This window comes from Streptomyces sp. NPDC042102 (assembly GCF_055582305.1).
The window spans coordinates 1,218,216-1,244,503 of sequence record NZ_JBVJDL010000001.1; the positions used below are offsets into that span (position 1 = coordinate 1,218,216).

The window sequence follows — 26,288 nt, forward strand, 5'->3', positions numbered from 1 at the left end:
TCGCCGCCGCCCACACCCTCGGGTGCGGGCGGCAGCGCTCGTTCCCGGCCGTCTACTCGCCCGCCCGCAGGTACGGGCGCAGTACCTCCGAGATCGACCGGACCGCGGCGGTGTCGAGGACCCCGTCGTGGTCCTCGGCCACCGTGTGCACCTCAACCTCGCCGTCCGTGTACGCGGCCCACTCGGCAGCCTCGTACGGGGCGTTCGCGGCACGGAAGTGAAGGAGCGTCCCCCGGTGGCGTCCCGGCGTGGAGCCGGCCAGCAGCCGGTCCGCGTCACGGTAGTTGGCCCGCATCGCCGCGATCGTCTTCTCCGTGAGATCGAGCCCCTCGACGGCGGAGGCGATCGCTGCCGCAGCGGAGGCCTCCGTCTCCGATTCCGAGCCGTCCTCGTCGCCCGGATAGGCGTCGAGCAGCGCGAGCAGGGAGACCTCCTCACCGCGCTCCTGCAGCCGGCAGGCCAGGGCGTGGGCGATGACGCCGCCCAGCGACCAGCCGAGCAGCCGGTAGGGACCGCTCGGCTGCACTCGGGTCAGCTCGGCCAGCTGCACGTCGACCAGCTGGTCCAGGGACGCCGCTGCGGGGCCTCCCGACAGGTTGGGTGCCTGGAGGGCGTGCACGGCGACGTCGGCCGGCACATGGGCGAGGAGGGCCGCGTACCGCCATCCGAGTCCGGTCGCGGGCGCCGGACACCACAGCGGCGCGGGAGCCTCCGCGTCGGCGCCGGGCCCCGGACGGAGGGTGAAGAGCACGTCCAGCCCCGACACCGCCCCGGCACAGTCGCGCAGCAGGGCGGCCAGTGCCGCCGGTGTGGTGTGCCGGAAGAGGTCGGCCACGGCGACCTGGCGGCCGGTGACCCGCTGGATCCGGTCGCGCAGCCGCATCAGGAGCATGGAGTGCCCGCCGAGGGCGAAGAAGTCGTCCTCCGGGCCGGCTTCCGCGAGGTCGAGGAGGTCGGCGAAGATCTCGCAGACCTGTGCCTCCATGACGTCGCGCGGTCCGCGCCCGGCCCTTGCCCACGCGGCCGGCGGTGCCGGCAGGGCAGACCGGTCGAGCTTGCCGTGGTCGGTCAGCGGGAGGGCGTCCAGCTCGACGTAGACCGACGGCACCATGTAGTCGGGCAGCATCCGGGTGAGCTGCTTGCGCAGCGCGGCGGGGTCGAACGGGGAGCCCGCCGCCGGTACCACGTAGCCGACGACGTACTTGCCCCGCACGTCGTCCTCGCGGACGTCCACGGCGGCCTGCAGCACCGACGGGTCCGAGGCCAGAGCCGCCGTGATCTCGCCGAGCTCGATGCGGAATCCGCGGATCTTGACCTGGTCGTCGGTGCGGCCGAGGTAGTCGATCCTCCCGTCCGGCATCCAGCGCACCAGGTCGCCCGTGCGGTACATGCGCGTGCCGGAAGCACCGAACGGGTCGGCCACGAACCTCTCGGCCGTGAGCGACGGCCGGTCGAGGTAGCCACGGGCCAGGCCCGCCCCGGACAGGTACAGCTCACCGATCACTCCGGCCGGCACGGGCTGGAGGCGCCCGTCGAGCACGTACGCCGCCGTGTTCGCGGTCGGCCGGCCCACCAGCGGGCGCTCCCCGTCCGAGACCCGGGCGGCCAGGGCATCGACCGTGCACTCGGTGGGTCCGTAGAGATTGAACCCGGCGGTGTTCGCCAGACCGCGCATGTCCCGCCAGAGCGGGGAGGGTACGGCCTCTCCGCCCACGCCGAGCGCGAGCAGGGAGCTGCGCCCCTCCCGGATCAGTCCGGCGCCGGCCAACTGCATGGCGTGGGACGGGGTGACCTCGACGAAGTCGATCCGGTGCGCGCCGATGAACCCGACGAGCAGGTCGGGATCCCGGAGCGTGTCCTCTGTGACGATGTGCAGGGCGTGACCGTCCAGCATCCACAGCTGCGGCTGCCAGGACGCGTCGAAGGCGAACGACCAGCCGTGGGCCACACGGAGGCTCCGGCCCCCGGCCGCCTCGACCGTCGGACGGTAGAGCAGTTCGCGATGGCTGTAGAAGAGGTTCGCGATGCTGCGGTGCTCCACGACGACGCCCTTGGGCAGGCCCGTGGATCCCGAGGTGTAGATGACGTACGCGGGGTGTCCTGATCGCGGGTGCGCCAGGTCCCGGGAGTCCGGGGTGCCCGCCGAATCGGCGAGCCGCTCCTGGATCTCGGGCGAGTCCAGGACGACGGATTCGACCGGGTCGCCGTCCGAGGCGAGTGCGGCCAGCGATCCGGTGGTGATCAGCAGGGTGGGCCGGGCGTCGCCGAGAATGTGCGCGATACGTCCGGCCGGGTAGCCGGGGTCGATCGGCACGTAGGCGCCGCCCGCCCGCATCACGGACAGCAGAGCGACCACCGTGTCCGCCGCACGTGGCAGGAGCAGGGCCACCATCCGCTCCGGTCCGACGCCCTTGGCCCGCAGCAGGCCGGCCAGGCGGGCGGTACGCCGGTCGAGCTCGGCGAACGAGTACGAGACGTCCCCGCACACGAGGGCCGTGGCGTCCGGCGTGGCCCGGACCTGGGCCTCGAAGAGTTCCGTCAGCGTGGACAGGGGCGCGTGCACGCGGTCGCCCTTCCAGGCGACGAGCACCTGGTGGCGTTCCTCGGCCGCCAGGAGTTCCAGACTGCTGAGGGGCCGCTCCGGGGCCTGGGCGACCGCCTCCAGGACCCGCAGGAACCGGGTGGTCATATTGGCAGCCGTGGCCCGGTCGAAGAGGTCCGTGCTGTACTCCACGCCCAGGGTCATGCCGTCCCGGCCGTGCTCCTCGACGATCTCGAAGGCCAGGTCGAACTTGGAGGTCCCCATCTCCACCGGCTCCTGGGCCACGGAGAGTCCGCCGAAGGCCAGGCCCATCGCAGGCCGGGCCTGGTGGCTGAGCATGACCTGGAACAGCGGGTGCCGGGCCAGGGAACGGGCCGGGTTGAGCAGCTCCACCAGTCGCTCGAAGGGGACGTCCTGGTGGGCGTAGGCGGCCAGATCGGTCTCGCGGACCCTGGCCACCAGCTCGCGGAAGGTGGGGTCGCCCGACGTGTCGGTGCGCAGCACCAGCGTGTTGGCGAAGAACCCGACCACCTCGTCCACGGCGTCGTCCCCCCGGCCGGCGACGGGCGCGCCGACGGGGATGTCGGTGCCGGCACCGAGCCGGGTCAACAGCACGCCGAGCGCGGCGTGCAGGACCATGAAGACACTGGCATCGCAGCGCCGCGCCAGCGCACGGAGCCGTGAGTGCAGATCGGCGGACACCTCCGCCTCGACCGTGGCACCACGCAGGCTGGGGGAGGCGGCCCGGGGCCGGTCGGTGGGCAGCGGAAGCTCCTCCGGCAGGCCGTCGAGGGCCTTCCGCCAGAAGGCGACCTGGCTGCTCAGCAGGCTCTCCGGATCGTGCTCCTCGCCCAGCAGCCCGCGCTGCCAGACGGCGTGGTCCGCGTATCCGACGGGAAGGGGCGCGAACGCGGGAAGTTCGTCCCGGGTGCGCGCCAGGTAGGCGTCCGCGAGGTCCTGCAGCAGGGGAAGCGCCGACCAGCCGTCGGCGGCGACGTGGTGGAGGACCAGCAGCAGCACGTGCTGTTCCTGGTCCACGGCGAACAACTCGGCAGTGAAGGGCGGCTCTTCGTCGATGCGGAACGGTCGCGCGGCGGCAGCGGCCAGCAGTCCGCCCAGCTCCGTCTCCGTGGCGGCGGTGACCGGCATCGCCGGCCGTGCCGATCCGGCCGGCAGGATCACCTGCCGGGGCGTGCCGTCCCCGTCCGTGAGCAGCGTCCGCAGGGTCTCGTGCCGGTCCGTCAGATCGCCGAGGGCCTCCCGCATCGCCCCGGGGTCGAGGTCGCCGGTGAGCCGGGCCGCGAACGCCATGTTGTAAGCGGGGTGCGGGCCTTCGAGGCAGTACTGGAACCACATCCGGCTCTGCGCGAAGGACAGCGGCAGTGGATCGGGACGAGCCCCCGCACGGAGCGGCGGCCGCACATCACCGCCGGTGAGGCGCTGGGCCAGCGCCGCCACGGTGGGAGCGTCGAAGAGCGTCCGCAGCGCGAGTTCCACCCCGAGGGTGGACCGGACCCTGCTGGCCAGGCGGGTGGCGAGCAGGGAGTGCCCGCCCAGGTCGAAGAAGTTGTCGTCGATACCGGCCTCGGGCACCCCCAGGACCTCCGCGAACAGGTCGCAGAGCATCTCCTCGGCGGGGGTGCGGGGACGTCGCCCGGTGCCCGCCGCGGCGCCGAGGTCCGGAGCCGGCAGGGCCCGCCGGTCGAGCTTGCCGCTCGGCGTCAGAGGCAGGGCGTCCAGCAGCACGAAAGCGGCCGGCACGCAGTGCTCGGGCAGCAGGGACGCGAGCGCGCGGCGCAGCGGCGCCGGTTCGGGCGCGGTGCCGGCGACGTAGGCGACGAGCACGGGGTCACCGCCCGCGCCCAGGTCCCGCCGGGCCACCACCGCGGCCTCCCGGACGCCGGGCTGCGCTGCGAGGGCGGCCTCGATCTCACCGGGCTCGATGCGGAATCCGCGGATCTTGACCTGGTCGTCGGTGCGGCCCAGGTATGCGACGACTCCGTCGGTGTCCAGCCGTGCCAGGTCGCCGGTGCGGTACATGCGGCTGCCGGGCGGGCCGTACGGGTCGGCCGTGAACCGCTCCGCGGTGAGCGCGGGCCGCCCCAGGTAGCCGTGGGCCAGCTGCGGCCCCGCCAGGTACAGCTCGCCGGGCACACCCGGGGGGACCGGGCGCAGGCCGGCGTCCAGTACGTACACCGACGTGTTCCACACCGGCCGACCGATGGGCACGGTGTCGCGGTCCGCTTCCTCGGGCGGGCATGCCCGGGCCGTGACGTCGACCGCGGCCTCGGTCGGGCCGTACAGGTTGTGCAGCTCCACCTCGCCGGCGTAGAGCTCGTGGAAGGCTCCCACCAGGTCGGGGGAGAGGGCCTCGCCGCTGCACAGCACGCGGGTGAGACCGGTGCAGCCGGCCGCCTCGGGTTCGGCGAGGAAGGCGCGCAGCATCGACGGAACGAAGTGGGCCGTGGTGATGCCCCGCTGACGGATCAGCCGGGCGAGGTACTGCGGGTCGAGGTGCCCCTGCGGACGGGCCACCACCAGGGTGGCCCCCGTGATCAGCGGCCAGAAGAACTCCCACACCGAGACGTCGAAGCTGGAGGGGGTCTTCTGCAGCACGCGGTCGGCAGGGGTGAGCCCGTACTCTCCCTGCGTCCACAGGAGGCGGTTGACGATCGCCGAGTGCGGGACCACCACGCCCTTGGGGCGTCCGGTGGAGCCGGACGTGTAGATCACGTAGGCCGGATCGCCCGGGGCGGCGGACCGGACCGCCGCCGTCGTGGCGTCACCGTCGGCGCGAGCCCCGGAAGCATCCACGACCACCACGGGGACGGACGCGCCGTGCGGCAGGTGCGTGCGGGTCGAGGTGTCGGTCACCAGCGCGACCGGGGCGGCGTCGGTGAGCATGAACGCGAGCCGGTCGGCCGGATAGCCGGGGTCCAGCGGCAGGTACGCGGCACCGGAGCGGAGGACCGCGTTCAGGGCCACGACCAGCTCGGCGGACCTCGGCAGGGCCACCGCCACCACCCGGCCGGGACCGGCGCCGAGCCGGGCCAGCCGGGAGGCCAGCTCCCCGGCACGGGTGTCGAGTTCGGCGTAGGTCAGCTCGGCGTCCTCGAACACGACGGCGGATGCCTGCGGCGTACGGGCGCACTGCTCGGTCAGCAGCGCCGTCAGCGTGGTGTCCGGGACCGGGTGTCGGGTGGGGGCCGCGGTGAGCTCGGCCGCTGCCCCGGCTCCGAGCAGGTCGAGCCTCCCGAGGGGGAGGTCCGGAGCGGCCGTGAAGGCTTCGAAGGCCCTGTGCAGCCGGTCCGCGACCTGCCGCACCCGCTCCTCGTCCAGGGCGTCGGGACGGTAGCCGAGCTCCAGCCGCAGCCGCCTGCCGGGCAGTGCGGTCAGGGCGAGGGGGTAGTGCACCCCTTCGTCGCCGCCCGCGTCCGTCATCCGCAGCCCGGGGGCGAGTTCGGCCATGGAACCGGGGTCGAACGGGTAGTTCTCCACCACGGCGAGGGTGTCGAACAGGTCCCGGCCGCCGGCCGCCCGCTGGATCTCCGCCAGGCCCATGTGCTGGTGCGGGACCAGGTCGGACTGCTCGGCCTGCAGCCGCGCCAGCGCGGCCGCGAACGTCTCGGCCGGAGGCAGTACGGCCCGTACGGGCACGGTGTTGACGAACACGCCGATCGTCGACTCGACGCCGGGCAGGTCAGCCGGCCTGCCGGACACGATGCCGCCGAAGGCGACGTCGGTGCGCCCCAGCGTGCGGGCCAGCGCGAGGGCCCAGGCGCCCTGGACGACCGTGCCGAGGGTCAGGCCGCGGGAGCGCGCGGTCGCCGCCATGGCCGTCGTGAGGTCCTCGGAGAGTTCGACGACGAGCTTCCGCGGGCGGGCGGCGACCGAGTCGCCGGCGCCCGGAGCCACCAGCGTCGGGCTGCCGAAGCCCTGCAGCGAGGCCGTCCAGGCAGCGGTGGCGGCCTGCCGGTCCTGGGAGGCCAGCCAGTCGAGGTACACCCTCGGCGGCACCGGAGGCGGCAGCGCCGGGCCGCTCGCCCCCGCGTAGAGGGCGAACAGCTCCTGGACCAGCAGGGGCTGCGACCAGCCGTCGAGGATCATGTGGTGGTTGGTGACCACCAGCCGGTGCAGGCCGCCGCCGAGCTTCAGCAGCCTGAACCGGATCAGCGGAGGCCGGCCCAGGTCGAACCCCCGCTCCGTGTCGAGGAGCGTCAGCCGCTCGGTCTCCCGCTCGCGGTCCGCCGCGGACAGCCCCGACAGGTCGTCGAAGCTCCAGGGGACGTCCACCCCGGAAGGTATGAGCGCGGCCGCCTTGCCCTGCCGGTTCCGGCGGAACGCGGCGCGCAGCCCCGGCCGCCGGTCCAGCAGGCGCTGAGCGGCATCCCGCAGGCGCGGGCCGTCCACCGGCCCGCGCAGGTCGAGCCGCAGGTGCCCCGCGTACACGTCGAGTCCGGTGCTGTCGAGCTCCGCCCGGAACAACAGGCCCTCTTGGAGCGGGGTCAGCGGGAGGATGTCCTCCAGCTCGGATCGGGCAGTCACGAAAGCCTCCAGTCGGCCTCGAAGTCGTCGATCTCGTCCTGCGTGAGCGAGATCAGGGAAAGGTCGGAAGGCGTCCAGCCGCCCGAGTCGGCCGCGGTGGTGTGGCGCGCCAGTGCCCGCAGGTACCCGAGCCACATGTCCGCGAGACCCTCCACACGGGCCGCGGGCAGGGCGCCCGGGGCGTACGACCACGTGGCCGTCAGCCGGGCACCGTCGGGACCGGGAGCCACATGGGCGTCGATCTCCAGGGCGTGGGCCAGCGGCAGCGCGGGGTCGACACCGTGGAAGAGGGCGTCGTCCCCGGCCACGGGCTGCCACGCTCCCGTCTCCTGGCCCCCCGCGCCGAACCGGCCCAGGTAGTTGAAGGCCACTTCGGGAACGGGCAGGGCCGCCAGTGAGCCGGCCGTCTCCGGGTTGAGGTAGCGCAGGGCCCCGAACCCGAGCCCACCGTCGGGGGCGGACCGCAGCTGCTCCTTGACGCTCTTCAGCGCCCGTCCCGCGGCCGGACCGCCGGCCCGGGCCTCGGCCAGGTCGACGGCGCCGGGGTCGATCCGCACGGGGTGGACGGAGGTGAACCAGCCCACCGTGCGCGAGCAATCCGTCTGCGCGCCGGGAACGTCCTCACGCCCGTGGCCTTCGAGTTGGAGGCTCAGGGCCCGGTCGCCCACCGGGAAGCCGGTCGTGCCGCGCCGCTGTTCCGCGACCGCCAATGCCAGGGCCGTCAGGAGCACGTCCTCGGTGTTCGCGTGGAAGGCGGCGGGAACGGTGGTGAGCAGGGCTTCGGTCTCCTGCGCGGCCACGGTCACGGTGTGGCGGGCGACCGAGCCGGCCGTGTCCCGGGCCGGATCCAGGGCGGCCGCGAGGGCCGTCCCCCGGGCGCCGTCCAGCGCCGTACGCCAGTCGTCCAGCTGCGCCACCGTCGGCGTGCTCCGTGCGTAGTCCCGCAGGAGTGTGCTCCAGGTGCGCAGCGAGGTGCTCTCGGCATCGATCTCCGTGCCGCGCCAGGCGGCGTCGAGGTCACCGCACAGGATGCGCCAGGACACGCCGTCGACGACCAGGTGGTGCACCACGAGCACCAGCCGTCCCTGAGCCCCGGCCGGGGCGGGCTCCCAGACGGCCTGGAGCATGACCCCGGACTCGGGGTGCAGCCGGTCCCGGGCGGCCGTGGCCTCGTCGCGCAGGCTGCCCTCGGCGATTCGCAGGACGCTCTCGGCCCGTACGGCGCCCGGGACCGCGGCGTCCAGTTCCCAGCTGCCGTCCTCGGCGGTCACCAGCCGGGCCCGCAGCGCGGGATGGGCGTCCAGCACGGCCTGCAGGACGGTGGTCAGCGCCTCGCGGGACAGACCGGACGGAGTGGCCAGCGCCATGCCCTGGCTGTAGCCGTCGACGGTGACGCGGGATCCCGCCGATGCCGCGAGCTCGCGGAGCCATGCGGTGATCGGGGTCTCGGCCACCCGGCCCGTGCCGTGGTCCGCCGGCCGGTCCGGTGCGGCGTCGAGGGGCTTGGCGGCCGCCGCCAGTGCGGCCGGGGTCTGGAACCGGAACACCTCCCGGGGGCCGATCGACCATCCGGCCGCGCGGGCCCGGCTCACCAGCTGGAGGGAGATGACGCTGTCGCCGCCCAGCTCGAAGAAGTTGCTGTCGGCGTCCGTGCGTTCCTGGCCCAGCAGGGCGGAGAACAGGTCGCAGAACAGCTGTTCCGCCGCGGTGGCCGGGGCCCGGCCCGCGCCCTGCTCGGGCAGGAGGGGAAGCGGCAGCGCGGCCCGGTCCACCTTGCGGTTGGCGGACTGCGGAAGCGTGGCCATCGCGACCCACAGCGAGGGCACCATGTGGGTCGGCAGCAGGGCCGCGGCATGGGCGCGCCAGCTGTCGGGGTCGGCCTCATGGCCGGCGGACGGCACGACGTACGCGACCAGGCGGCGGGAGCCGGGCAGGTCGTCGCGGGCGATCACCGCGACCTCGGCCACGCCCGCGTGGCGGCCGAGTACCGCCTCGATCTCGCCGGGTTCGATGCGGAACCCGCGGATCTTCACCTGCTGGTCGGCCCGGCCCAGGCATTCCAGGTCTCCGTCGCCCGTCCAGCGGGCGAGGTCGCCCGTGCGGTACATACGGCTCCCGCGCGCGCCGTAGGGGTCCGCGGTGAACCGCTCGGCGGTCAGGGCGGGCCGGCCCAGGTAGCCGCGGGCCAGGCCGGCGCCCGCGAGGTAGAGCTCGCCGGTCACGCCCGGAGGGACCGGGCGGAGCCGGTCGTCGAGGACGTAGGCCGTCGCGCCGCGGACGGGGCGGCCGATGCGCGGGGAGCCCTCGCCCGTGACGGGGGCGACCACCGAGTCGACGGTGCACTCGGTCGGGCCGTAGAAGTTGTACGCGGTGACCGCCGGATGCGTGCCCAGCTCCCGCCACAGCGCGTCGGGCATGGCGTCCGCGCCGGGGCCGAGCAGCACCGGCCGGTGGCGGCCTTCGTCGAGCAGGCCGTGCTCGATCAGCTGCTGGAGGTGCGCGGGCGTGAGGTCGAGGTAGTCGATCCGCTCCCGGTCGACGTAGGCGGCCACCGCCTCCGCGTCGGGGTACGTGAGCTCGTCCAGGACGTGCAGCTCGTGGCCGCCGACCATGAGGACGACCGGGTCCAGGGAGGCGTCGAAGGCGAACGAGGCGATGTGCCCCACCCGCAGCCGCCGGCCGCCGGCCTCGGGGACCTCCGGCGGGAACAGGGTCGACGTGTGGGCCGCGTACAGGTTGGCCAGGTTGGCGTGGGTGACGACCACGCCCTTGGGGCGGCCGGTCGAGCCGGACGTGTAGATGACGTACGCCATGTCGGCAGGTCCGGCCTGGGCCGCGGCGGCACCCGTTCCGGGCACGGGGGCGTCCGAGTCCACGAGGACCACGGGCAGGCCCGGATCCGCGGGCATCGCCGCGGCGAGGACTCCGGTGGTCAGCAGGCAGACGGGGCGGGCGTCGTCCAGGGTCTGCGCGAGCCGCTCGACGGGATGGTCGGGGTCGAGCGGCAGGAAGGCGGCCCCGGAGCGCAGGACACCGAGCAGCGCGGGCACCATCTCGTGCCGCGGCAGGGCGAGGGCCACCAGCCGGTCGGGACCGGCGCCCTGCGCGGCGGCGAGAGCGGCGATCCGGTCGACGCGGGAGTCGAGCTCGGCGTAGGTGAGACGCTCGGGGGCCCCCGAGCTGCCGCCGAGCACGAGCGCCACGTCATCCGGCGTACGCCGGACCCGTGCCGCGAACGCCTCGTGCAGCGGGGGAGCGGCAGGGGCGGGCACCGGCGCGGCGAGCAGCACGTCACGCTCCGCGGCGGTCAGGACCTCGTGCGCCGAGACCGGGAGGTCCGGGCGGGCCACGGCGGCGGCCAGCAGCCGCAGCAGCCGGCCGGCCAGCCGCTCCACCGTGTGCGGGTCGAACAGATCGGCGCTGTACTCGGCGAAGCCGCCGACGCTGCCGGGCTCGGCATCGGGGTCGAAACCCTCGATGAAGGTGAGGCTCAGGTCGAAGGTGGAGGTGCCGGCGGAAACGACCTCGGGCCGGGACCGGAGCCCGGGCACCGGCAGCTTCGAGGCGGTCCCGGGCTGGTGCACCACCATCACCTGGAACAGCGGGTGACGGGCCGTGGAGCGAGGCGGGTTGAGGATCTCCACCAGCCGCTCGAACGGCAGGTCCTGGTGCTCGAACGCGGAGACCGCGGTGTCGCGGACGCGGTGGAGCAAGGTCTCGAACGACGGATCGCCGGAGGTGTCGGTGCGCAGGACCAGCGTGTTGACGAAGAAGCCGACGACGCCGTCCAGTTCTTCCTCGGAACGCCCCGCGACGGGGGTGCCCACCGGGATGTCCTCGCCCGCCCCGAGGCGGGTCAGCAGGGCCGCGACAGCGGCCTGGTAGACCATGAAGGGGGTGATCCCCAGGTCGGCGGCGAGGGTACGGACCTGCTGCGCGAGCTCGGCCCCGACACTGAACCGGACCATGCCGCCACGGTTGGTGGACTCGGCCGGCCGCGGCCGGTCCGTGGGCAGGCGCAGCTCCTCCGGAGCCCCGTCCAGGGCGTCCTTCCAGTACGCGGACTGGAGAGCCGTGAGACTGCCGGGATCGGAGGCGTCCCCGAGCAGCTCGCGCTGCCAGACGGCGAAATCGGCGTACCGGACGGGGAGCGGCTCCCACACCGGGGCCCGGCCGCCCAGCCGGGCCCGGTAGGCCGCGGCCAGATCCCCGACCAGGACCGGGAGGGACTGCCCGTCGCCGGCGATGTGATGGAGCAGGAGGAGCAGTACGTGCTCCTCTGCTCCGCACGAGAAGAGGGGCACCCGCAGCGGAGGCTCGTGGGCCAGGTCGAAGACGTGCGCGGCGGCCTCGGCGAGGGCGTCGTCCACCGTGCCCGGCGCCGGGCGGCGTAACTCCAGGCGCGGACCGTGCTCCGGCTCCAGCACCCTCTGGTACGGCCTGCCGTCGTCCGCGCGGAAGACGGTACGCAGGGTTTCGTGCCGCGAGGCGACATCCGCCACGGCGGCGGCGAGGGCGCCGTGGTCGAGCGGGCCGCTGATCCGCAGCGCTGCCGGGATGTTGTAGGCGGGGCCGGGCTCCTCCAGCTGGTGCAGGAGCCACAGGCGTTGCTGCGCGAACGACAGCGGCAGCAGCGGCCCGTCGCCGGCCGTTCCGGCGGTCAGTGCCGGGCGCGGACCCGAAGCCGTCGGCCCGGTCCCGTCGAGCAGTCGGGCGAGCGCCGCGGGAGTACGGGTGTCGAACAGGGCGCGCAGGGCCGGCCGGATGCCGAACTCCGCCTCGATGCGCGTCATGAGCCGGGCCGCGAGCATGGAGTGTCCGCCCAGCAGGAAGAAGTCGTCGTCCGGGCCGGCCGGTGTCTCCAGCACGTCGGAGAAGAGGGCGCACAGCGTGGCCTCGGCGGCCGTGGCCGGCTCCCGGTGAGCGCCGCTGCCGTACACCGGGGCGGGCAGCGCCCGGCGGTCGAGTTTGTTGTTGCCGGTGAGCGGCAGCTTCTCCAGGGGCACGATGGCCGCGGGGACCATGTGCGCGGGCAGGACCGAGGCGAGCTGTTCGAGCAGGCTCTCCACACGCGGCTCCGGGGCGCCTTCGGCGCCGACCACGTAGGCGACGAGCCGGAGGTCCCCCGGGGTGTCCTCGCGGGCGATGACCGCGGCCTGGGCGATGCCGTCGGCACGGCGCAGGAGCTGCTCGATCTCGCCGGGCTCGATGCGGAAGCCACGGATCTTGACCTGGTGGTCGACCCGCCCCAGGTACTCCAGGACGCCGTCCGCGGTCCACCGGGCGAGGTCGCCCGTGCGGTACATGCGGCTGCCGGGTGCACCGAACGGGTCCGCGACGAATCGCTCCGAGGTGAGTCCCGGGCGCCCGAGGTAGCCGCGGGCCAGACCGTCACCGGAGACGTACAGCTCACCGGGCGTGCCCGGGGGCACGGGGTGGAGCCGGTCGTCCAGGAGACGGACCGCGGTGTTGTGCACGGGGGTGCCGATCGGGACCACGGTCCCGTCGTGTTCCGGGGTGCAGGCCCACAGCGTGGCGTCGACCGTGGTCTCGGTGGGGCCGTAGGAGTTGAACATACGGGTGGTGGCCGACCAGCGGCGCATCAGCTCGGCCGGACAGGCCTCGCCGGCGACCATCAGCGTGGCCCCGGTCGGAAGCGCGTGCTCGTCGGGGAGGGTCGCCAGCACACCGGGGGGCAGGGTCAGGTGCGAAACGCCGTGCCGCGCGCAGAAGTCGGCGAGCGGGGGCCCGAGGCGCTTGCCGGTGGGCACGATGGCCAGCGTGCCGCCGGTGAGGAGGGCCATCGTCCACTCCCACACCGAGGTGTCGAAGCTGAACGAGGCGAACTGCAGTACGCAGCTGTCCGGCCCGGCACCCAGGCCCTCGGCCATGGTGGACACAAGGCCGGGGATGCCCAGGTGGGTGACGACCACGCCCTTGGGCCGGCCGGTGGAGCCCGAGGTGTAGATCAGGTAGGCGGCCTGCGCCGGTGTCGAGGGCAGCAGCTCCGCCGTGCGGCCCAGGCTGGGCCGGGAGGGGTCGTCCACGAGGACCCGGACGGACGGGTCGGAGGGCAGGCGGCCGGAGTTGGCGGTGTCGGTGACCAGCAGGGTGGGCCGGGCGTCCGCCAGCATCAGGGCGATCCGGTCCGCCGGGTACTCGGGGTCCACCGGAAGGTAGGCCGCACCTGCCTTCATCACAGCGAGGGCGGTGACGAGGAACTCTCCGGTGCGGGGCAGGGCGACGGCGACCACCCGCTCGGGGCCGGCGCCCAGGGCGGCGAGTTCGCCGGCCAGGGCGTCGGACAGCTCGTCCAGCTCGGCGTACGTCAGACGGTGCTCGGCCCCTTCGGCCTCTGCCGTCCCTTCCGCCTCCCAGATCAGCGCCGTGGCCTCGGGCGCCTTGCGCACCTGCTCGGCGAACAGCTCGGGGATGGTGAGGGAGGGGAGCGGCCGGTTGTCGGCGCCCCATGTGGTCGACACCTGCTCCAGCTCGTCGCCGTCGAGGAGCTCCAGGTCGCCGATCGGGGTGCCGGGTGCCGTCACGGCGGCTGACAGCAGCCGTTCGAAGCGGCCCAGGAGCCGTTCGACGGTTGCCTCCGAGTACAGGTCCCGGCGGTAGGTGGTGTCGAGGGTGAGCGTGCCCGCCGTGTCCAGGACGGCGGACACCGCCAGATCGAAGGCGGCCGCGTTGCCCGGCACGGCCCGCTCGGTCAGCCGGAGGCCGGGCAGGTCGAACCCTTCCCAGACGTCGCTGCGGAGGGAGAACATCACGTCGAAGAATACGTGGTGGCCGACGGTGCGTTCGGGCCGAAGCTCGCGCACCAGGGTGTCGAAGGGAACCGTTCGGTGGGCGTAGGCCCCCAGGCACATCTCCCGAACGGATGCCAGCAGGGCCTTGAACGTGGTGCCGGGGCCGGCCGTCGTCCGCAGGACGAGTGTGTTGCCGAAGTTGCCGACGAGGTTCTCGGCTCCGCCCCCGGAGCGCAGCACGGCCGGGGAGCCCACGAGGACATCCGGTGCCCCCGACGTCCGGTGCAGCAGGGTGTTGAAGGCGGCCAGCAGGGCCATGAACGGGCTCACGCCTTCGGCCCGGCACAGCGCGTGCACCTTGTCCCGCAGGGCGGACGGGAGGGTCCGGACGAGCCGGCCACCCTCCTCCACGCGCGCGGCCCTGCGCGGGAAGTCGGTCGGCAGCGGAAGCGGGGCCGGGGTGCCGTCCAGGGCCTGACGCCAGTGGTCCAGGTCGGCCTCGGTCCACGCGGCCCGCCGGCTCTCCGCCAGCGCCAGGTCGGCGTACTGGACGGGCAGCTCGGACAGGGCCTCGCCCTGGTACGAGGACGCGACATCACGCAGCAGGACCTGCCAGCTGCCGTCGTCCCAGGCGATGTGGTGGGCGACCAGCACCAGGACGTGCTCGGTGGCGGCCAGCCGCAGGATCTCTAAGCGGACGGGGGTGTCCTGGGCGAGATCGAAGGGAAGGGCCGCCAGGCGCGCGGCAGCCGCGTCGAGCTCGGCCTCCTGGATGCCGGGGCTCACGGCGGTCAGGTCGGTGACCGGGACGTCGAGGACGGCATCCGGCAGGACCACCTGCAGCGGGTTCCCGTTCTCGTCGGCCCGGTAGACGGTGCGCAGCACGTGATGACGCCGGCTCACGGCCCGCAGCGCCGCGACGAACCGCGGCACGTCGAGGTCGCCGGACAGGCGGACGGCGACGCTGATGTTGTACGAGGTGCCCTGCGGCTCCAGCTGGTGGAGCAGCCACATCCGGCGCTGCGCGGCGGACAGGGGGGAGGGCCCGATGGCGCGCACTACCGGGGTCGGCTCGGAGGGGCCCTGGTCCTTCCGGCGGACGATGCCGCGCGCGGCGAGCTGTCGATTCATCAACTCTCGGCGCCGGTCCATGGATTCGCTGCTCTGGCCGATGTTCGCACCCGACACGAAGGTTCACGTCCCCTCAAGGCATGAGTGATGGGGCGAACCCTAACTTAGGATAGCCTTATCTTGCTATCGTTGGCCCGCTCTGCCGGGTGCCACCGGCGGGAGGCAAACCCCAGGTGGAGGCCCGGAGTTGCGTATCAAAGAGCTGGCACTGGACCTCTCTCCGCTGCGGGCCGACGGTCCTCTGGGGCTTGTTCTGGCGGCCCGCGTCCTCGCCTTGCTGTGCATAGGGCTCACCTCCGTGGGTGTGGTGGTCCAGGTCTACGAACGGACCGGTTCCTCGGCGCAGGTCGGCATGGTCAGCCTCGTTCTGGCCTCAGGGCTGCTGCTCGGTTTCCTGGCCGGCGGCGTCCTCGCAGATCGGCGCGACCGCAAGGGGCTGATCCTGATCGGCAGTGGATGGGCGGTGGTCACCTTCGCCGTGCTCGCCGTGAACGCCGCCGCCGAACAGCCGTCGTTGTGGGTGGTCTACGTCACCGGCGCCCTCTTCGGCTTCACCGAAGGTGTCGCGGAGACCGCGCTCACGGCAGTCCTCCCCGCTCTCGTCGGCGAGGAGCACATCCCGGCGACAGGGGCCCTGGTGACCGTCACCACCACCCTCGGCTCGATCGCCGGCCCCATGCTGGGCGGCGTGCTGATCGCGGGCCCCGGACTCGCCACGACGTTCGCCCTCGCGGCGGCGGGTACGGCGGTCACCACTCTGCTGCTGACGAGGCTGGCTCCCATGCCCCCCGCCGGGGCCGGGACTTCCGGTGACGACACGACGAAATCGGACGAAGGGTCCGGTGGTTCCCCGGCGGACGGCACCCTCCCCGGTGACGGCGGCGCCCTGGAAGCCCTGCGCGAAGGCTTCGGGTTCATCGGCGGCAATCGTGTCGTGTCGGCAGTCCTCGTCATCGACCTGTGCGTCGCCGTCTTCGCCACACCGCACGCGCTGTTCCCCGAGATCGCGGAGCGACGTCTCGGGGGCGGCCCCGAACTGGTGGGCCTGCTCACCACTGCGCCGCTGATCGGTTCGGCGCTGGCCTCCCTGACCTCCGGGTGGACCGGCCGGACGCGCCGCCACTGGCGAGTCCTCTGTGCAGCCGTGGCCGGCTGGGGAGTTGCCTGCCTCGGCTTCGGCCTCAGCCCCTGGCTCGGCCTCGGGCTGGTCTTCCTGGCCCTCGGCGGAGTCGCGGACACGATCTCCGAGATCATGCGCCGGACGCTGTTGATGACCCACACCCCCGACCCGCTCCAGGGACGGGTCAGCAGCCTGTGGCTGGCCCAGGCCATGACCGCTCCCGCGCTGGGCGGGGTCGTCGCCGGCCTGGCCTCCTCGGCAGTGGGGCCTGCCGCGGCCGTCGCGGGCGGCGGAGCGCTGTGCCTGGCGACCCTCGCCGTCGTCGCCCTGCTCTACCGTCAACTCTGGCTGGATTCAGACCAGATGATCGATGACGATCACGGAAACGACGAGATCGGACACGGGGATAACAGAGGGGCAACAGCATCTGCATAACGCTTGCTGGCTCGTACTTAGGTATGGCTATCCTTTCCGAGTGCTTCCCGATTCTCCCCCGCCGCGCGGTGCGCGTGGGGGGACCCGCAGCGTGACCGCCGCGGCGCCCGTTCCACTGCCCGGGGCGGCCTCGCGTCGGACTGCTCCACATGGCGTGGCCGTTCCCGTGTGCCTGTTCGTCCTGGTGCTGCTGTGCGCGGCATCCCTGGCACTCGGCACCAAGTCGATCCCGCCCGACCGGCTCCTCGACCTCCTCCTCCATCCGGACGGGAGCGAGGAGTCCGGGATCATCCATCAGATGCGGGTTCCCAGAACCGAGTTCGGGCTCGTCGTCGGTGCGGCCCTCGGCATGTCCGGGGCGCTGATGCAGGGGCTGACCCGTAATCCTCTTGCGGACCCCGGCCTTCTCGGAGTGAGCGCCGGGGCGTCGCTCGGCGTCGTGGTCGGTACGGGTCTCCTCGGTGTCACGGCCGTCCACGGCTACGTGTGGTTCGCGTTCGTCGGCGCGGTCCTCACCATCGCCCTCGTCTACGCCCTCGGCGCGGCGGGCCGGGGCGGTGCGACACCGGCCAAGCTGGCCCTCGCCGGCGCCGCCGTGTCCGCCCTGCTCCTGTCCCTCGTCAATGCGGTGCTCCTGTTCGACGCGGCGGCGCTCGGGGACTTCCGCTTCTGGGCCGTCGGTTCGCTGACCGGCCAGCCCGCAGATGTGCTCGTGGGGGTGCTGCCCTTCCTCGGGGCAGGCGCCCTGCTGACTGCCTTCACCGCGCCCGCGCTGAACAAACTCGCGCTGGGAGACGGACTGGCCACCGCTCTCGGGCAGAACGTCGGCAGGGTCCGGATCCGCGGTGCGGTCGCCGTCACCCTGCTGGCCGGCGGTGCGGTCGCCCTCTGCGGACCGATCGCGTTCGTCGGACTGGTCATCCCGCACATCGCCCGCCGCTTGACGGGGCCCGACCACCGCTGGATCGTCGTCTACTCCGCCCTGCTCGGACCCTGCCTGCTGATCGCCGCCGACCTGGTCGGGCGGTTGATCGCCCGCCCCGACGAACTCCACGTCGGCATCGTGGTCACGGCGGTCGGCGCGCCGTTCTTCATCCTGTCGGTCCGCCGCCGCCGACTTGCGGAGCTCTGAGAGATGCCCACCGCCCTCGCAACGGCACCCGAGCGCGCCGGTACCCGGTCCGCCGGTGGCGTGGTCCTGCGGGTGCCCCGTACACGGGCTTCCTGGATCGTCCGCCCGCGCAGCCTTCTGGTCTCACTGGCGCTCGCGGCCGCCGTCGGCCTCGCCTTCGTCGTCGAAGTCGCCTACGGTGAGCTGGACTTCCCACTCTCCGAGGTCGCCGGCGCCCTTCTCGGCGGCGGAGATCCGGCCACCCACATGGTGGTCCACGAGCTGCGCCTGCCGAGAGCCCTCGTGGGGCTGATGTGCGGGGCGGCCTTCGGTATCGCCGGTGCCGTCTTCCAGACCCTCACCCGCAATCCCCTGGCCAGCCCCGACGTCATCGGCATCTCGGCGGGTGCCGGGACCGTGGCGACCGCGGGCCTGCTGTTCGGCGTCGGTTCCGGAGTCGGACTCCAGACGTTCGCCCTGGTCGGAGGGCTGGGTGCCACGGCCGTGATCTACGCGCTGGCCTGGAAGGGCGGCACCACCGGGTACCGCATCGTCCTGGTCGGGATCGGCATCGCCGCCCTGTGCACCAGTGCGACGAGCTACCTCCTGCTCAAGGCCGGCGTGTACCAGGCCCAGCAGGCCCTCATGTGGCTCACCGGCAGCCTCAACGCCCGCGACTGGAGCCACGTCGGACCGCTGGCAGTGTCCCTGGCCGTGCTCCTGCCGGCCGTGGTGCTGGTGGGACCGTGGCTGAACGGGCTGCAACTCGGGGACGAGACGGCAAGGGTCCTCGGGCTGCCGGTCCAGACCGCCCGGATCGCCCTTCTCGTGGTGGGCGCGGCACTCGTGTCGTTCGCGAGTGCCGCGGCCGGCCCGATCGCCTTCGTCGCACTGGTCGCCCCCCAGATCGCGCTGCGGCTGGTCCACGCACCCGGACCGGCGCTCGTACCGTCCGCCCTGGTCGGCTCCCTCGTCGTCCTCGTCGGCGACGTGATCGGTCGTCAACTGCTCGACGGCACCGAACTTCCTGTGGGCGTCGTGTGCGGTGTGCTCGGCGCCCCCTGCCTGCTCTGGCTGCTCGGCAGGTCCAACCGCACCGGATCGGGAGGCTGAAGTGGACGAACGACCCCAGGGGCTGGTGGCGGAGGGGCTGACCCTCGCCTACGGCGGCCGGCGCGTTGTCGAAGGCCTCGACGTGGTCATCCCGGCGGGCAAGGTCACCGCTGTCATCGGGGCCAACGCGTGCGGCAAGTCCACGCTTCTTCGCGGACTCTCACGCCTGCTCACGCCAGAGCGCGGCTCGGTGTACCTCGACGGTCAGCTCATCCACTCCCTGCGGGGCAAGGAGCTGGCACGCCGACTGGGCATGCTGCCCCAGTCCCCCGTCGCGCCGGAGGGCATCACGGTTCTCGACCTCGTCAAACGCGGTCGTAGCCCGCACCAGTCCTGGTGGCGCCAGTGGTCGCCCGAGGACGAGCAGGCCGTCTACGACGCCCTGGAGGCCACCGGGCTCACGGAGCAGGCGGACCGCAGCGTGGACGAACTCTCCGGCGGTCAGCGCCAGCGGGCCTGGATCGCCATGGCCCTGGCCCAGGGCACCCCCGTACTGCTGCTCGACGAGCCCACCAACCACCTCGATCTCGCCCACCAGATCGACATCCTCGACCTCGTCGTCGACCTGAACCGGGACCAGGGCCGCACCGTCGTCCTGGTGCTCCACGATCTCAACCACGCCTGCCGCTACGCCGACCACGTCATCGCCCTGAAACAGGGGCAGATCGTCACCCAGGGCGCTCCGGCCGACGTCATGGACGAGGAGCTCGTCTCCGAGGTCTTCGGGCTCAGCTGCAAGGTCATCGACGACCCTGCGGGCGGCGGCCCGCACATCATCCCCTTCGGCAGGCACCACGCCATCGCCCGCGAGGCGAAACCGGCAGCCGCAGCCGGCTGACCGGCCTTCCACTCCCTCCCCGCGCACCACCACCCCGCACGAGCCTGCGGCATTCGCCGCGCCCGGAAGGACAACCATGCCCATCTTCAACAACGCCCCGGCTTCCTCGGCGCAGGACATCCGCCCCGACCGCCGACGTTTCCTGGCCCTCGCCGGTATCGTCGCCGCCACGCCGCTGCTGGCCGCCTGCGGCGGTTCCGAGAAGCCCAAGGACTCGGGCAAGGCTTCTTCGGACAAGCCCGCTCCGAGCGGTCCCTGGAGCTTCACCGATGACCGCGGCAAGAAGATCGAGCTGGCCAAGCGCCCCGAGCGCATCGTCGCCCAGTCCCACCCGGCAGCGGCACTCTGGGACTTCGGGATCCAGCCCGTCGGCATCTTCGGCCCCCAGAAGACCGAGGACGGCAAGCCCAGCCCCCAGATCGGCAACGTCGACCTCGCGAAGACCACCTCGGTCGGCACGGCGTTCGGCGAGTTCCAGATGGAGAAGCTGATCTCGCTCAAGCCCGAGCTGATCGTCACCATCGCCTACGGCCCGATGGTCTGGTACATCCCCGAAGACGTCATGAAGAAGGTCGAGGCGGTGGCCCCGATCGCCGTCATCCAGCTGATGGGGGTGGCGGTTCCGGACGCCGTCAAGCGCTTCGGCGAGCTGGCCGCGGCCCTTGGCGCGGACCCGGAGAGCGCCGCGGTCAAGAAGGCGAAGGCCGAGTTCGAGGCGGCGGCGGAGGGCGTGAAGAAGGCCGCCGAGGCCAAGAAGGGCCTGTCGGTCGCCGTGGTCTCCGGCACCAAGGAGAACTTCTTCGTCGCCGACCCCGCCTTCCACGGCGACGTGAAGTACTTCCAGCAGCTCGGCCTCGACATCGTCAAGCCCGAGAAGCCCGAGGCCGGCTTCGAGTCCCTCAGCTGGGAGCAGGCCGGCCGCTACAAGGCCGACCTCGTGCTCGAGGACGCGCGCCCCGAGGGCGGCCTGACCCACCAGCAGCTCGACGCCTACCCCACGTGGAAGGCCGCTCCCGCCGTTCAGGCCGGCCAGGTCACCGACTGGCAGACCGAAACCCCGTTCACGTACCAGCGCTTCACCAAGGTGTTGAACGACCTCGCCGCGGCCGTCTCCAAGGCCCGCGTCGACGTCGTCTGACCGGAGATCCCATGAGGAAGGCCCCCACCGCGAGCGCGGTGGGGGCCTTCCGGCGGGACTCAGGCCCGGTCGCAAGAGGTTCCGGAAGAGGTTCCGGAAGAGGTCAGCAAGGCGCGCAGAGCACGCTTGTCGATCTTCCCGATGGCCGTGAGGGGGAGGTCGGTGACCGTGGCCACCCGGTCCGGCAGCTTGAACGCGGCGACACCACGCTCCAGCAGGAACCCGCGCAGCTCCTGCACCGTGGGACCGTCGGCGCCGGCCGGCACGACGACCGCGCAGATGCGCTCTCCCTCGCCGCCCGGGTCGGGAATCCCGACGGCGGCGCAGCGGCGCACCTGCGGGTGGGCGACCACATGGGCCTCCACCTCCTCGGCGGAAACCGTTTCGCCGTTGCGGTCGATGGTGTCCTTGACTCTGCCCTCCACCACGAGGTGCCCGGAGGGCAGCTGCCGGACGAGGTCCCCGGAGCAGTAGAAGCCGTCCGGGGTGAAGGCGACGGCGTTCACCTCGGGTGCGCGGTAGTAGCCGCGCAGCGTGTACGGTCCGCGCACCAGGAGTTCACCGGTCTCACCGGGCGGGACCGCCCGTCCGTCGCCGTCCACGATGCGCAGCTCGTCGTCCACGCTGAGCGGGCGTCCCTGGGACACGGCGACGAGCTCGGCGTCGTCCTCGCAACGGGTGTAGTTCAGGAGCCCCTCGGCCATGCCGAACACTTGCTGGACGGCGCAGCCGAGGGCATCGGGGATGGTCCGGGCGAGGTCGGCGGAGAGCTTGGATCCGCCGGCCTGCAGGACGCGGAGACTGGAGATGTCGGCAGGGTCCCACTCCGCCGCGTCGATCCACAGCGGAATCAGCGGTGGTACCAGAGCGGTGTGCGTGACCCGCTCGGACTCGATCAGCGAGAAGGCGTCGCCGGGCGCGGGCGAGGGGGAGAGCACGACCTTGCCGCCGACCGACAAGGTCCCCAGCATGCCGGGACAGGCCAGGGGGAAGTTGTGCGCGATCGGCAGGCACGCGAGGTACACGGTGTCCTGATCGAGTTCGCACGCGGCGGCGCTGGCCCGCGCGTTGAACCCGTAGTCGTTGTGCGTCCTCGGGATCAGCTTGGGAACCCCCGTCGTACCGCCCGACACCAGCAGGAGGGCGACGTCCGCTGGGTCGGGGTCGGCGAAGGCGCGGGGCTCGGCGTCCGCCTTCGCGAGTCCGGTGTACGGCCCGGGGTCGCCCGCGACCAGCACGTGCCGCAGTTCGGGAGCCTGCTCCAGAACAGCGGCGGCCAGCGTCCGGTAGTCGAAGGCCCCGTACTCGTCGGCTATCACGTAGGCCACGGCGCCGGACAGCCGCGCCAGATGGCCGATCTCGGTGATCCGGTGGGCCGGGAGCGTGAGCGCGGGAATGGCCCCCAGACGCGCCAGCGCGAAGAACAGGACGGGGAACGCGCCGTTGTTGGGGAGCTGGACCAGGACCCGGTCGCCGGGCCGGATGCCGAGATCGGCGAGGCCGGCGGCCATCCGGTGGGCACGCTCGTCGAGCTGACGGTAACTCAGCCGCTCCTCGCCCGCCACGATCGCCGTGCGGTCCTCGTACTCCTGCGCCCAGTGGCGCAGCAGCGTGCCGAGCGTGCGCCCGTCCCAGTGGCCGGCTGCCACGTAGCGGGCTGCGTCCTCCTCGGGCCACGGGGTCAGTCCCGAAGGCAGGGGCGCGGGGGGCGTGGTGGCGTTCTGGGTCACGATGACTCGACTCCCGTGGCCGGAGGGCGTCGCGCGCACCTCGCTGGTTTCCGCTCGTCAGGGCATGGATGTCGAAACTGCTGGCGGCATCCACAATCATGTTTGGTTAGGTTAACCTAAGTCCCGTCGTTGCACACCTCCCATCGCGAAGGTGCTCAGGGTGGTCATGTCTGTTGCTCTGTAAGTCAGTTGACATCGGTTCTACTGGGCCCCGCCGCCTCCGGCTGGTCTTCCGGAAGACGGCGAGCCAGGCCCACGACTCCTACACCACACGACGCGTTAGGAAGATGCCGCTTCATGTTGTCCATCGACGATCTCCGCCGTGTGGTCACCGAGCTGCTCGGCCCGGATGCCGAGCCCGTCGGTGACCAGGTCAACCTCATCGAACTCGGCCTGGACTCACTGAAGCTGATGAGGATCGCGGACCGCTTCCGCCGGGCCGGAATGGACGTGGGATTCGCCGACCTGGCACGGCAGCCGACACTGGCCGGCTGGGGGGTGCTGCTCGCCGCTGCCGCTCCGCAGCCCGCTCCCGTCGACGGGATCACCACCGCCGCTCCGGCCGAACCGGCCGAGTCCGCCGGCCTTCCCGATGAGCAGGAGCCCTTCCCGCTCGCCCTCATGCAGCACGCCTACTGGATCGGACGTGGTGCGCAGACCCTGGGCGCGGTGGCCGCCCACCTGTACACCGAGTTCGAGGGCAGCGGCGTCGACCCGGACCGCCTGGGCGCGGCCGTGGCCGCCCTTGCCGACCGGCACCCGATGCTGCGCGCGAGGATCCTCGACGACGGCAGGCAGGTCATCGGACCGTGGACCCGCGGCACGCGTATCCCCGTCCTCGACCTGCGCGACGCCGGTGAGGCGGAGGCCGAGCAGCAGGCGGCCCGGCTCCGCGACGAACTCTCCCACCAGCTGCTGGAAGTGTCGGCGGGTCAGGTCTTCGACGTGCGGCTCACCCGACTGCCCGGCGGACGCACCCGGGTCCACGTGGACGTGGACATGCTGGCCGCCGACGCGCGCAGCTTCCGGGTCATGCTGGCCGACCTGGTCCACCTCTACGAGCACCCCGACCAGCCACTGCCCGGACTCGCCTACAGCTACTCCCGCTACCTCGCCGAACGCCGAGCCCATCCGCCGCGCCCGCAGGACGTGGCCTGGTGGCGCGACCGCCTGGGCGAACTCCCGGGAGCGCCCGACCTGCCGGCCCGCCCCGAGGCGGAACGCGGTCCGGCCAACAGGGTCACCCGGCTCCACCACTGGCTCTCGCCCTTACAGCGGGCCAGGCTCACGGAGCAGGCCCGCAAGCACGCGGTCACACCCGCGGTGGCCGCCGCCACCGCCTTCGCCGAGGTGCTCGGCGCCTGGAGCGGGGAACCCCGCTTCCTGCTCAACGTCCCCATGTTCGACCGGCGTCCGCTCCACCCCGACGTGGACGCCCTCGTGGGCGACTTCACCAGCTCGGTCCTGCTGGACGTCGACCTGACCGAGATCCGCAGCTTCGCGCAGCGGGCGCGCGACGCCCAGGACCGGATGCACTCGGCGGCCGCCCACTCCTCGTACTCGGGAGTAGAGGTCCTGCGCGACCTCTCCCGGGACCAGGGAACGCAGGCCCTGGCGCCGGTCGTCTTCACCAGCGCCCTCGACCTCGGTGAACTCTTCGGAGCCGACGTGGAGCGGGTGCTGGGCGAGCCGGTGTGGATCGTCTCCCAGGGTCCGCAGGTCGTGCTCGATGCCCAGATCACCGAACTCCACGACGGGCTGCTCGTGAACTGGGACGTCCGCTCGGACGCGTTACCCGACGGCACCGCCGAAGCCATGTTCACGGCGTTCACCGACCTGCTCGGCCGCGTCGCGGAAGGTACCGCCTGGGACGTCCCGGTCGGCCCGCTCGCCACCCCCGCCCAGCTCGCCGTACGTGCCGAGGCGAACCGCACCGACGGCCCCGCCCCCCGGAGCCCGCTGCACCACGCCTTCTTCGCCCGGGCGGCCGAACGGCCGACCGCCCCCGCGATCCTCGCCTGCGACGGCACGGCCCTCGACCACGGCCGGCTCGCGGACCAGGCGCTGCGCGTCGCCGGAGCCCTGCGTGACCGCGGGGTCAAGCCGGGCGACGCCGTCGCGATCAGCCTGCCCAAGGGTCCCCGGCAGATCGTCGCCGTCCTCGGCGTCCACGCCGCAGGTGCCCACTACGTGCCGATCGGCATCGAGCAGCCCGCCGCACGGGCGGAGTCCATCCGCGAGCGGGCCGGGGTGACCACCGTCCTGGGCTCCACCGCCGGCCCCGGCGTCCTCGCCCTGGACGAAGCCGTCACCTGGCCCGACCCGCTGCCCGAGCCCGTGTACGCCGCGCCCGACGCGGTCGCCTACGTCCTGTTCACCTCCGGCTCCACCGGAGAGCCCAAGGGTGTCGAGGTGTCCCACCGGGCCGCCGCCAACACCATCGACGATCTCGTGGAACGACTCGCCCTCGGCACCGGCGACCGCACCCTCGCCCTGTCCGCCCTCGACTTCGACCTGTCCGTCTTCGACATCTTCGCCCCCCTGTCCGCGGGTGGCGCCGTCGTCACCGTCGACGAGACCAGCCGCAAGGACGCCGGCGTCTGGACGGACCTGGTCCGCCGGCATGCCGTCACCGTCCTCAACTGCGTACCGAGCCTGCTCGACATGCTGCTCACCGCGGCCGAACAGGATCCGCTCGGCGACACGCTGCGCGCCGTCCTCCTCGGCGGTGACCGGGTCGGCGTCGACCTGCCGGTCCGGCTCCACGGCCAGGTCCCCGGCTGCCGCTTCCTCGGCCTCGGCGGCACCACGGAGACCGCCATCCACTCCACGATCCAGGAGGCCGTCGACGGGCAGGTGCCCGCCCGGTGGACGAGCGTCCCGTACGGCACCCCCCTGCGCAACGTCCGCTGCCGGGTCGTCGACGCCCGGGGACGGGACTGCCCCGACTGGGTCGCCGGCGAGCTCTGGATCGGCGGAACGGGCGTGGCCGACGGCTACCGCGGCGATCCGGTCCGCACCGCGGACCGCTTCCTCGAACTGGACGGACTGCGCTGGTACCGCACCGGAGACCGCGCCCGCTACTGGCCCGACGGCACCCTGGAGTTCCTCGGACGCACCGACGACCAGGTGAAGATCCGCGGTTTCCGCATCGAGCTCGGAGAGGTCGAGGCGGCCCTCGCGGAGCACCCGGCGGTCCGCCAGGCCACCGCCCTCGTCCTCCGCACCGGCCCCACCCCGAGACTGTGCGCCGTCGTCGCGTCGGGGGCCCGGGAGGCCGACGCGGCGGACATCCGCTCACGCGCTGCCGAGCGCCTGCCCGCCCACATGCTGCCCGACACCCTCGCCGTACTCGGCGAGATGCCGTTGACCGCCAACGGAAAGACGGACCGCCGAGCCCTGCGCGAGCTCCTGGCCGCGCAGCTGAAGACGGACGGCGGCTCCGCCGTGGCCCACACCGCGCTGGAAGACGTGATCGCCCGCGTCTGGGCCGGCGTACTCGATGCCGGGTCCGTGGGCCGCGAGGACGACTTCTTCGCGCTCGGTGGCGACTCCGTCCTCGCCACGCGGATCACCTCGCGGCTCCGCGAGGCCCTCGACACCGACGACGTATCGGTCCACGACGTCCTCTCCTCCCTCACCGTGGCCGACCTCGCACGGACGCTCACCGCCCGAGAGGAGGACACCGGCCGCCTGGAGGCCGTGGCCGAGATCTTCCTGGAGATCGACGGTCTCTCCGACGAGGAGATCGAGGCGCAGTTGGCCGCCGAGGACGGCGGCGGAGCAGCTGCCGCGGGGCCGGACCGTGCCTGAGCATCCACGCGGGCCCGAAG

Annotated in this window: 9 protein-coding genes; 6 read left to right on the forward strand and 3 right to left on the reverse strand. The window is 72.9% G+C overall.

The genetic code is table 11. The features are described from left to right. Positions 1–52: 52 nt before the first annotated feature. On the reverse strand, positions 53–7,087 hold the full coding sequence (locus ACZ6KO_RS05070; RefSeq protein WP_469300090.1) for an amino acid adenylation domain-containing protein: 7,035 nt from the start codon (positions 7,085–7,087) through the stop codon (positions 53–55). Further along, entirely contained in the window at positions 7,084–14,970 is a 7,887-nt protein-coding gene (locus ACZ6KO_RS05075; protein WP_469300092.1) for an amino acid adenylation domain-containing protein, read from the reverse strand. The genes ACZ6KO_RS05070 and ACZ6KO_RS05075 overlap by 4 nt, the downstream gene beginning before the upstream one ends. A 187-nt stretch (positions 14,971–15,157) precedes the next feature. Here ACZ6KO_RS05075 and ACZ6KO_RS05080 point away from each other — a divergent pair, with 187 nt between their 5' ends. The 5 genes from ACZ6KO_RS05080 (at position 15,158) to ACZ6KO_RS05100 (ending at position 20,725) form a co-directional block, all read left to right on the forward strand. Further along, positions 15,158–16,525, forward strand: coding sequence for an MFS transporter (locus ACZ6KO_RS05080; RefSeq protein ID WP_469300097.1), 1,368 nt, complete (start codon positions 15,158–15,160; stop codon positions 16,523–16,525). A 154-nt stretch (positions 16,526–16,679) separates the two neighbouring features. Then, complete coding sequence (locus ACZ6KO_RS05085; RefSeq protein WP_469300099.1) at positions 16,680–17,657, forward strand: FecCD family ABC transporter permease; 978 nt, start codon at positions 16,680–16,682, stop codon at positions 17,655–17,657. Between the two features lie 3 nt (positions 17,658–17,660). Next, positions 17,661–18,749: a FecCD family ABC transporter permease gene (locus ACZ6KO_RS05090; protein ID WP_469300102.1), complete on the forward strand. Its 1,089-nt coding sequence runs from the start codon at positions 17,661–17,663 to the stop codon at positions 18,747–18,749. 1 nt (position 18,750) lies between these two features. Next, positions 18,751–19,587 (forward strand): ABC transporter ATP-binding protein, encoded by an 837-nt coding sequence (locus tag ACZ6KO_RS05095; RefSeq protein WP_469300105.1) that lies wholly within the window; start codon positions 18,751–18,753, stop codon positions 19,585–19,587. A 76-nt stretch (positions 19,588–19,663) separates the two neighbouring features. Further along, a complete protein-coding gene (locus ACZ6KO_RS05100; RefSeq protein WP_469300107.1) occupies positions 19,664–20,725 on the forward strand; it encodes an ABC transporter substrate-binding protein in 1,062 nt (353 codons plus the stop codon). A gap of 59 nt (positions 20,726–20,784) precedes the next feature. Here ACZ6KO_RS05100 and ACZ6KO_RS05105 read toward each other — a convergent pair whose 3' ends face one another. Beyond that, complete coding sequence (locus tag ACZ6KO_RS05105; RefSeq protein ID WP_469300109.1) at positions 20,785–22,455, reverse strand: (2,3-dihydroxybenzoyl)adenylate synthase; 1,671 nt, start codon at positions 22,453–22,455, stop codon at positions 20,785–20,787. 297 nt (positions 22,456–22,752) lie between these two features. Here ACZ6KO_RS05105 and ACZ6KO_RS05110 point away from each other — a divergent pair, with 297 nt between their 5' ends. Beyond that, positions 22,753–26,268 carry a non-ribosomal peptide synthetase gene (locus ACZ6KO_RS05110; protein ID WP_469300111.1) on the forward strand — a complete coding sequence of 1,172 codons (3,516 nt, stop codon included), beginning with the start codon at positions 22,753–22,755 and terminating at the stop codon, positions 26,266–26,268. The last annotated feature ends 20 nt before the right edge of the window (positions 26,269–26,288 follow it).